The organism is Citrobacter sp. Ce006, from assembly GCF_030336535.1.
GTDB classification, from domain to species: domain Bacteria; phylum Pseudomonadota; class Gammaproteobacteria; order Enterobacterales; family Enterobacteriaceae; genus Citrobacter; species Citrobacter europaeus.
Genome location: NZ_JAOWDO010000072.1, coordinates 920,798 through 930,750, shown reverse-complemented (window position 1 = coordinate 930,750; position 9,953 = coordinate 920,798). Strand labels below are relative to the sequence as shown.

The 9,953-nt window shown below is 54.2% G+C and carries 6 protein-coding genes; 2 read left to right on the top strand and 4 right to left on the bottom strand.

What is annotated here, in order from left to right; translation table 11 throughout:
• Nucleotides 1–292: 292 nt before the first annotated feature.
• Complete coding sequence (locus OGV94_RS18680; protein ID WP_286522466.1) at nt 293–1,318, bottom strand: IS110 family RNA-guided transposase; 1,026 nt, start codon at nt 1,316–1,318, stop codon at nt 293–295.
• Nucleotides 1,319–1,909: 591 nt separating this feature from the next.
• Nucleotides 1,910–3,418, bottom strand: coding sequence for a sodium/proline symporter PutP (gene putP / locus OGV94_RS18675; RefSeq protein WP_286523939.1), 1,509 nt, complete (start codon nt 3,416–3,418; stop codon nt 1,910–1,912).
• Nucleotides 3,419–3,840: 422 nt separating this feature from the next.
• Between putP and putA the strand changes: the two genes are divergently transcribed.
• Nucleotides 3,841–7,803, top strand: a complete 3,963-nt coding sequence (putA, locus tag OGV94_RS18670; RefSeq protein ID WP_172862903.1) for a trifunctional transcriptional regulator/proline dehydrogenase/L-glutamate gamma-semialdehyde dehydrogenase — start codon at nt 3,841–3,843, stop codon at nt 7,801–7,803.
• A 59-nt stretch (nt 7,804–7,862) separates the two neighbouring features.
• Nucleotides 7,863–8,258 (top strand): lysozyme inhibitor LprI family protein, encoded by a 396-nt coding sequence (locus tag OGV94_RS18665; protein WP_043015858.1) that lies wholly within the window; start codon nt 7,863–7,865, stop codon nt 8,256–8,258.
• Here OGV94_RS18665 and rutR read toward each other — a convergent pair.
• Nucleotides 8,255–8,893 (bottom strand): HTH-type transcriptional regulator RutR, encoded by a 639-nt coding sequence (rutR, locus tag OGV94_RS18660; protein ID WP_043015857.1) that lies wholly within the window; start codon nt 8,891–8,893, stop codon nt 8,255–8,257. The two genes, OGV94_RS18665 and rutR, sit on opposite strands and share 4 nt — an antisense overlap.
• 58 nt (nt 8,894–8,951) lie before the next feature.
• Entirely contained in the window at nt 8,952–9,866 is a 915-nt protein-coding gene (locus tag OGV94_RS18655) for a DMT family transporter (protein WP_080625411.1), read from the bottom strand.
• Between the last annotated feature and the right edge of the window lie 87 nt (nt 9,867–9,953).

Sequence of the window (9,953 nt, the reverse complement as noted above, 5' to 3'; positions counted from 1 at the left end):
CGGGCGCGAGGTAGCATATATGGACGCTCCCGGGATGCAATTTATTTTTCAGTTAAGTGATAAAACGGGTAGATGCAGCCATATATCCGGTTTCTGATGGGATTTATTTATCCCGAACCATGATGAAATCCGCCAGGCAGGTACCAATCATCCTCTGCGGGCTGACTTGCCCTTGCTACCTCTCGGTGTATCCTGCCTGCGGTCTTACCTGTTTTGCCATCTTCTGAAGTCACCTGCACCTACCAGGACGTTAACTCTTTTTCAGCACCTCGTCAGACTGTCTGACCTTGTGTCAGGCGGGCTGGCGAGGCTGATATTCCGTGTTACGTGTCAACATTGACCACATAATTCTTGATGTTTTTGCCGCCATGGCGACAACAGCTACATTGTAGTGCTTTCGCTCAAGCAATCCCTGAAGCCAGGTGTTCTCCTCAACTGAGCCTTTCCGGTTGACCCAGGCGGTAAGTGCGCGTGCGCCGTGAACCAGGAGGTATCGGAAATAGCCATCGCCACGTTTGCTGATCCCTCCCAGTTGCTGTTTCCCGCCGCTGGAATGCTCCTTTGGTGTCAGCCCCAGCCATGAAGCAAACTGCTTTGCGGTGCTGAATTGTCGGGCATTACCCACTGCTGCCACCACATAAGTGGCCGTTAGCATGCCAACCCCCGGGATTTTGGCCATTCTCTTGCAGGCTTCCTGCGTTCTGTACCAGGAGGCCAGAGATTCTTCTACCTGTTTAACCTGCTCCTCAAGTTCCCGGATATGGTGAGCCTGTCTGTAGATGCTGGTTCTGACAAAGGGAGATAAACCATTTTCGCCGTCTTCCAGAATGGCTGGCAGCTCACGGGTTAAATGGCTTTGTCCGGCTGCAATCGTAATACCAAACTCAGCAAGTGTGGCTCTTAAACTATTGGAACAGGCGATCCGCTCACGGATAAGTATTCCCCGTTCAGTGTGTAACGCTAAAACGGCCTGCTGCTCTTCGGTTTTTATCTGTACAAAACGCATATTCGGGCGGGTTACCGCTTCGCAGATAGCTTCAGCATCTGCTGCATCCGTCTTGTTCGTTTTGACATAGGGCTTCACATATTGCGGAGGAATGAGTTTTACCTCATGGCCGTGGCGACTGAATAACCGTGCAAAATGATGGCTGGATGAACAGGCTTCCATGCCCATCAGGCAAGGTTCCAGTTGAATGACAAACTGAACGAACTTAGCCCGGGTCAGCTTCTTACGCAAAACAGTATGACCTTCGTGATCGACACCATGAAGCTGGAAAACGTTCTTTGCCAGGTCGATACCAAGAGTTGATACTTTCATGTGGACGCTCCTCATTTTCAGGACGTATTGCAACGATCCAGTCTGGTACTTTGATGCCGCAAAATCTGGAGCGTCCATCTCATTATCCCTGCAAAGCGCGCCCTGAGCCAGCATCCATGCTGGCTCTCCCGGCCTTACGGAAACACGTCGGCAATTTTCAGCCGGACCAGCCACACCAGACCTCCTGCACTTTTATTTGAATATATTTGAACAGCAAAAAAGATTTAGCTGAAAGTCAGAGCGTTGAAGCGATGACCCCGGTCCGGCTGAAAATCGATGAGGCGTTGACGGCTGACCGGGTCTGTCCGCAGGGATGCGGACAGAGGGGACGGCCTGCAGGGACGCAGGCTCGGCCCCGACCCGACAGGCAGACGGCATAAGACGAATAGCTCGCGCAGCGACGATTTTCCCGCCGGGAGCCTGGGATGCAAGGGAGGCGGCGGTGAGCCTCCCTTGCACGTTCACAGGTATAGCGATATCAGAGAAGCAATGCACATAAGGTGAACGGAAACTAATTCAGGGTAAAACGTTCTCCATACATGCTTAACCGAACGGTATTGCGCACACAGCGAGCCTGAGGACAAAGGTAGATTATTCTGCCTGTAAACGCGATGGCGGAGCTGAGTGATAATGCGCATCAGCCTCGGCAAAACGTTGCTGCATAGCCGTTGATGGCGCTTTACCCAGCAGGCTGAAGACCACAATACCGATGCTGCCGAAAACAAAGCCCGGGATGATTTCATACAGACCCAACCAGGCAAACTGCTTCCAGAGGATTACCGTCACCGCACCAATGATCATCCCCGCCAGCGCGCCGTTGCGGGTCATACGCGACCACATTACGGAGAACAGGACTACCGGACCAAACGCCGCGCCGAAGCCGGCCCAGGCATAGCTTACCAGACCAAGTACGCGGTTCTCCGGATTCGCCGCCAGCGCGATGGACACCAACGCCACGACCAGCACCATGATGCGGCCAATCCATACCAGCTCTTTCTGGCTGGCATTTTTACGCAGGAACGCTTTGTACAAATCTTCGGTGATTGCGCTGGAGCACACCAGCAACTGGCAGCTCAGAGTCGACATAACCGCAGCGAGGATCGCAGACAGCAGAATACCGGCAATCCATGGGTTAAACAGTATTTGCGCCAGTTCAATAAACACACGCTCGGCGTTCTGGTTAACGGCACCGGCAAGCTGTGGGTTGTTGTTAAAGTAAGCAATACCAAAGAAGCCTACGGCCACGGCACCTGCCAGACACAGGATCATCCAGGTCATACTGATACGGCGAGCATGAACGATGCTATGGTGGGAATCTGCCGCCATAAAGCGCGCCAGAATATGCGGCTGGCCAAAGTAACCCAGACCCCAGCCCATCAGGGAAATGATGGCAACAAAATTCAGCCCTTTGAACATGTCCACGTTCTCGATGCTCTTTTGTTTAATCACTTCCAGCGAATCTTCAAATCCACCCACGCCAATAATGACCATTACCGGCGTCAGGATGAGAGCAAAGATCATCAGGCTGGCCTGGACGGTATCCGTCCAGCTTACCGCCAGGAAACCACCAATAAAGGTATAAATGATCGTCGCGGCCGCGCCCGCCCACAGCGCTGTTTCGTAGCTCATGCCAAAGGTGCTTTCAAACAGACGCGCCCCTGCCACAATCCCTGAAGCACAATAGATGGTGAAAAACAGCAGAATAACCAACGCGGAGATAATACGCAGAATTCGGCTTTTATCTTCAAAGCGACCGGTAAAGTAATCCGGTAACGTCAGCGCATTGTTATTGTATTCGGTATGTACGCGTAAACGTCCGGCCACCAACTTCCAGTTGATCCATGCGCCCAAAATAAGGCCGATGGCGATCCAGCTTTCTGAAATGCCCGACAGGAAAATCGCGCCAGGCAAACCCATCAGCAACCAGCCGCTCATGTCAGATGCCCCGGCGGATAACGCGGTCACGAATGGACCCAGACTGCGTCCACCAAGAATGTAATCGTCAAAGTTTTTGGTTGAACGCCATGCAATAAACCCTATCAATATCATGCCGAAAATATAGACACAGAATGTCACTAACATCGGTGTGCTAATAGCCATCAAAACTCTCCAAAATTATGTATCAGCAATGCCGTGGCTTGCCGTTTTATTACTCTGCCGGAACGTGGCAAAGATATCTATGTTTACCAGGGCGACCGTATCCTGCCGGAAGCGATGGTTATTCACAATCGATTTAACACATCATTTACATCAAATTTGATCCAGAGTAGATAGCATTTTTCTGTAGGTTGCACTCTCTCACACTTTTTACGGTTGCACCTTTTAAAAGTGTTAACTACCGCAGAGAAAAAGATTCGGCAATTATTACAGCCTCTTTCATAACGCTCATATTTATTAACATTTCATTCATTTCCAAGCTTGCAAACCAAGTCACATTTAACATGGTTGCACAAAGTTGCAACATGGTAGATATTTCTCGGTAACTATCAGCCCCGTATTTAAGTACAACAGGAGTAAACGGCATGGGAACCACCACGATGGGGGTTAAGCTGGATGACGCCACTCGCGAGCGTATTAAAACAGCAGCATCACGAATCGATCGCACGCCACATTGGCTGATCAAACAAGCCATCTTTAATTATCTCGAAAGACTGGAAAATGACGACGCGCTTCCTGAGCTGCCAGCCCTGCTGGCGGGTGCCGCGAATGAGGGTGAGGAGTCAACCACCCCGCAGAATGAAGCGCATCAGCCTTTCCTGGAATTTGCCGAACAGATCCTGCCGCAGTCAGTTTCGCGCGCGGCAATTACCGCCGCGTACCGCCGCGCCGAAACCGACGCGGTGCCGATGCTGATGGAGCAGGCACGTCTGCCGCAACCCATCGCCGAGCAAGCGCATAAACTGGCGTACGATCTGGCCGACAAACTGCGTAACCAGAAGACCGCCAGCGGCCGCGCCGGGATGGTACAAGGTTTATTGCAGGAATTCTCCCTTTCTTCACAGGAAGGCGTCGCGCTGATGTGTCTGGCGGAAGCCCTGCTGCGTATTCCCGATAAGGCAACCCGCGATGCGTTAATCCGCGACAAAATTAGCAACGGCAACTGGCAGTCGCACATTGGACGCAGCCCCTCCCTGTTCGTCAACGCGGCGACCTGGGGGCTGTTGTTTACCGGTCGTCTGGTTTCTACGCATAACGAAGCCAGCCTCTCACGCTCACTCAACCGTATTATCGGCAAGAGCGGTGAACCACTGGTGCGTAAAGGCGTCGACATGGCAATGCGCCTGATGGGCGAGCAGTTCGTCACCGGAGAGACTATCGCCGAAGCGCTGGCTAACGCGCGTAAACTGGAAGAAAAAGGTTTCCGCTACTCTTACGACATGCTGGGCGAAGCGGCTCTGACCGCCGCCGATGCCCAGGCTTATATGGTTTCGTACCAGCAGGCGATCCACGCCATTGGTAAAGCCTCTAATGGCCGCGGTATCTATGAAGGGCCTGGCATTTCTATCAAGCTGTCGGCGCTGCATCCGCGTTACAGTCGTGCGCAGTACGATCGCGTAATGGATGAACTCTATCCTCGTCTGAAGTCGCTTACACTGCTGGCGCGCCAGTACGACATCGGCATCAACATTGACGCCGAAGAGGCCGACCGACTGGAGATCTCCCTCGATCTGCTGGAAAAATTGTGCTTTGAACCTGAACTGGCGGGCTGGAACGGTATCGGCTTTGTTATCCAGGCTTATCAGAAGCGCTGCCCGTATGTTATCGACTACCTGATTGACCTCGCCACGCGCAGCCGCCGTCGCCTGATGATCCGTCTGGTTAAGGGCGCCTACTGGGACAGCGAAATCAAACGTGCGCAAATGGACGGTCTGGAAGGGTATCCTGTCTACACCCGTAAGGTGTACACCGATGTTTCCTATCTGGCCTGTGCGAAAAAACTGCTTGCGGTACCGAATCTGATCTACCCGCAGTTCGCCACCCACAACGCCCATACGCTGGCGGCAATTTATCAGTTAGCCGGTCAGAACTACTATCCGGGTCAGTATGAGTTCCAGTGTCTGCACGGCATGGGCGAACCGCTGTATGAGCAGGTCACCGGCAAAGTTGCCGATGGCAAACTGAACCGTCCATGCCGCATTTATGCACCGGTCGGCACGCACGAAACGCTGCTGGCATACCTGGTGCGTCGTCTGCTGGAAAACGGCGCCAACACCTCGTTCGTCAACCGCATTGCAGACACTACCCTGCCGCTGGATGAACTGGTGGCCGATCCGGTCGAAGCCGTTGAAAAACTGGCGCAGCAGGAAGGCCAGGCCGGGCTGCCGCATCCGAAAATTGCCCTGCCGCGTGACCTGTATGGTAAAGGTCGCGAAAACTCAGGCGGGCTGGATTTAGCGAACGAACATCGTCTGGCCTCGCTGTCTTCTGCCCTGCTCAACAGCGCGCTGCAAAAATGGCACGCTAAACCGATGCTCGAACATCCGGTTGCTGACGGTGAAATGACGCCAGTGGTTAACCCGGCTGAGCCGAAAGACATTGTCGGTTACGTGCGAGAAGCAACTCACAGCGAAGTGGAACAGGCGCTGCAGAACGCGGTAAATAACGCGCCGATCTGGTTCGCCACCCCGCCACAAGAGCGCGCCGCTATTTTGCATCGCGCCGCCGTTGTGATGGAAGGTCAGATGCAGCAGTTGATTGGCATCCTGGTGCGCGAAGCCGGTAAAACCTTCAGCAACGCCATTGCGGAAGTGCGCGAAGCGGTCGACTTCCTGCACTATTATGCTGGTCAGGTCCGCGATGACTTCGATAATGAAACCCATCGTCCGTTAGGGCCGGTGGTCTGTATCAGCCCATGGAACTTCCCGCTGGCTATTTTCACCGGGCAGATTGCCGCCGCGTTGGCGGCAGGTAATAGCGTGCTGGCAAAACCTGCGGAACAAACTCCGCTGATTGCCGCCCAGGGTATCGCTATTTTACTCGAAGCGGGTGTACCGCCGGGCGTGGTACAACTGCTGCCAGGTCAGGGTGAAACCGTCGGGTCACAGCTCACTTCCGATGAGCGCGTACGCGGCGTCATGTTTACCGGCTCAACGGAAGTCGCCACGCTGTTGCAACGCAATATTGCGACCCGCCTTGATGCGCAGGGGCGTCCAATCCCGCTTATCGCCGAAACCGGTGGGATGAACGCCATGATTGTCGACTCTTCCGCATTGACGGAACAGGTCGTGGTCGACGTTCTGGCTTCTGCTTTTGACAGCGCCGGGCAGCGCTGTTCCGCACTACGCGTCCTGTGTCTGCAGGATGATATAGCCGATCATACGCTGAAAATGCTGCGCGGTGCGATGGCGGAATGCCGTATGGGCAACCCGGGTCGCCTGACCACCGATATTGGGCCGGTTATCGATGAAGAAGCCAAAGCCAATATTGAGCGCCATATTCAGGCCATGCGCGCCAAAGGACGCCCGGTGTTCCAGGCCGCGCGCGAAAACAGCGACGATGCGCGTGAATGGCAAACCGGTACCTTTATCGCGCCGACGCTTATCGAGCTGGAAAGCTTCGACGAATTACAAAAAGAGGTGTTCGGTCCGGTACTGCACGTTGTGCGTTACACCCGTAACAATCTGGGCAACCTGATTGAACAAATCAATGCCTCCGGCTACGGCCTGACGCTGGGCGTACACACCCGAATCGATGAAACCATCGCCCAGGTCACAGGCTCGGCACACGTGGGGAACCTGTATGTTAACCGCAATATGGTTGGCGCCGTCGTCGGGGTGCAGCCATTCGGTGGCGAAGGCTTGTCAGGAACCGGACCAAAAGCGGGTGGACCGCTGTATCTGTACCGCCTGCTGGCAAACCGTCCGGAAAATGCGTTAGGCATTACGCTTGCCCGTCAGGATGCGGACTATCCGGTCGATGCGCAGCTTAAGGCTGCACTTGTTCAGCCGCTGGAAGCGCTCAGCGAATGGGCAACCGACCGTCCATCGCTGCGTGCTCTCTGCCAGCAGTATGGCGAACTGTCGCAGGCCGGAACCCAACGTCTGCTGCCAGGGCCAACCGGTGAACGCAATACCTGGACACTGTTGCCGCGCGAACGCGTGCTGTGTATCGCTGATGATGAACAGGACGCGCTGGTACAGCTTGCTGCGGTGGCTTCCGTAGGGAGCTTAATCCTGTGGCCAGATGATGCGTTCCATCGTGACCTGGCAAAACGTTTGCCAGCCGCGGTTTCCGGGCGCATTCAGTTTGCCAAAGCGGACAACATCACTACCCAGCCGTTTGATGCGGTTATTTTCCACGGCGATTCCGATCAGCTTCGCGCACTGTGCGAAGCAGTGGCGGCCCGCGAAGGGGCGATCGTGTCGGTCCAGGGCTTTGCCCGCGGCGAAAGCAATATTCTGCTGGAGAGGCTGTACATTGAACGCTCCCTGAGTGTCAATACCGCCGCGGCTGGGGGTAACGCCAGCCTGATGACAATCGGCTAAGGTTGTGGTTAATTAAGGCTCCGGTAACGGGGCCTTTTTTTATGAAGTCAGAGGGAAGCATGAAACGAATCGTACTGACATGTGCAGCGCTGCTGCTGAGCGGCCAGGCGCTGGCGGATGACTGCGCCAACGCGAACACGCAGATTGAGATGAACACCTGTGCAGCAGAGCAATATAAGGTGGCCGACGCTAAACTTAATGAAACGTATCAGAATGCGCTGAAGCGCGCCGCCCCAACCCAGCGAGATTTACTGAAAAAAGCGCAAACCTCATGGATAACCCTGCGTGATGCAGACTGCGCGTTAATCAGTTCTGGCACCGAAGGCGGTAGCGCCCAGGCGATGATATCCAGCCAGTGCCTGACCGATAAAACCAACGAGCGCGAAGCGTTTCTCGCCTCACTGTTACAGTGCGAAGAGGGTGATTTAAGCTGCCCGTTGCCGCCAGCCAGTTAACGTACGCGGATCCCTTCAATAATCATCCGCTGTACGTTCTCCACCGTTTGGTTAAAAAAGGCTTCATCACGTAGCGTTGCGCCCGTCACCGCCTCTACCTGCGGGGCAAAGTCGGCGTAGTGTTGGGTTGAAGCCCAAATCATAAAAATCAGATGATGCGGATCGACCGGAGCCAGTTTTCCGCTTTTTATCCAACCGGCAATCAGCGCGGATTTCTCGTCAATCAGCGTTTTAAGATCCCCCTCCAGTTCAGCCATCAATAAAGGCGCCCCAGCCAGCATCTCCATACAAAACAGCCGTGAGGCCTGCGGGTAATCGCGCGATACTTCCAGCTTAAGGCGAATGTATTCTTTAATGGCCACCAGCGGCGCAAAGTCTTCGCGAAAAGCCTTCAACGGAGCCAGCCAGATGTCGAGGATTTGCCGTAAAACAGCGATATAAAGCACCTCTTTTGACGGGTAGTAATAAAGCAGATTGGTTTTTGATACGCCCGCCTGCTCAGCAACCTGTTCAAGACGCGTGCCGTGGATCCCATATTGGGAGAAGATATTTAATGCCGCGGTTAATATGGCCTGGCGTTTTGCACTGACGGCCTGCGAGCGCTTACCTGTTTTTTTCTCTGCGCGTTGGACCATGCGCCCTCTCCTTCTTGTGAGGGCGTCAGCATACCAAATCACGCGGTGAATGGTTAAATTAAAGCGACTCCGGCGGCGCCTCTTGCGGCTGCGCTTTTTTCTTTTTGAACTTCAGTTCACTGACCAGCACACCAACAATAATGAATGCCGCGCCAAGCAAGGCAAGTAAAGGTAAGCGTTCACCCGCCAGACGACCAAAAATCCCGGCCCACACCGGCTCACCGGTATAAATAACCGTCGCTCGCGTCGGCGAAACGCTGCGCTGCGCCCAGTTCATGGTGACCTGAATAATCGCGCTGAAAATTCCGAGCCCCAGCGCCACAACCAGCAATCCGGTAGACATTGGCGGTACGGTCTCTTTGGCCGGGCCCATCGCAATAAACGCCACTACCGAAGCGGTCGCCAGTTGCACTACCGTTACCCGACGTACATCCACTTTTCCCGCCCACGCGCTAATCAGGATAATTTCTGCCGCAATCGCCACCGCGCCAGCAAGTGTTATCCACTCGCCTTCGCCTAAAGCCAGCAAATTGCCTCCCGGTCCGGCGAGAAAAATCAACCCGATAAAGGCCAGCACAATGCCGACACACGGCATCAGTCCGGGCATACGTCCCAGACACAGCCATTGTAAAAGCGGTACCAACGGCACGTACATCGCGGTAATAAAAGCCGATTTGCTACTGGGAATAAACTGTAGCCCCCAGGTTTGCAAACTATAGCCCAGCGCAATTGCGATACCGATCGCAACGCCTGCTTTAACTTCCAGCCACGTCAGCTTATGCAATGTGCGTAAAGACAAAAGCGCGACCGCCAGCGCGGCGGTGGCAAAACGGACACCAACAAAGAAAAAAGGCCCGCTCAGGGTAACGGCATATTGCACCGCCAGAAACGTGCCACCCCAGAACATGGTGATCACAATGAGGATCGCTTCCTGAGGTTTAACAGAGAAGGAATAACGAGATAGTAATGACATGAGACACCCGAGTAACTGAATGTCATTAGTCTGCGTTGCGTTTTGTTACAGTTCAACCTTGCAGACAAAAAAAACCGCCGGAACAAA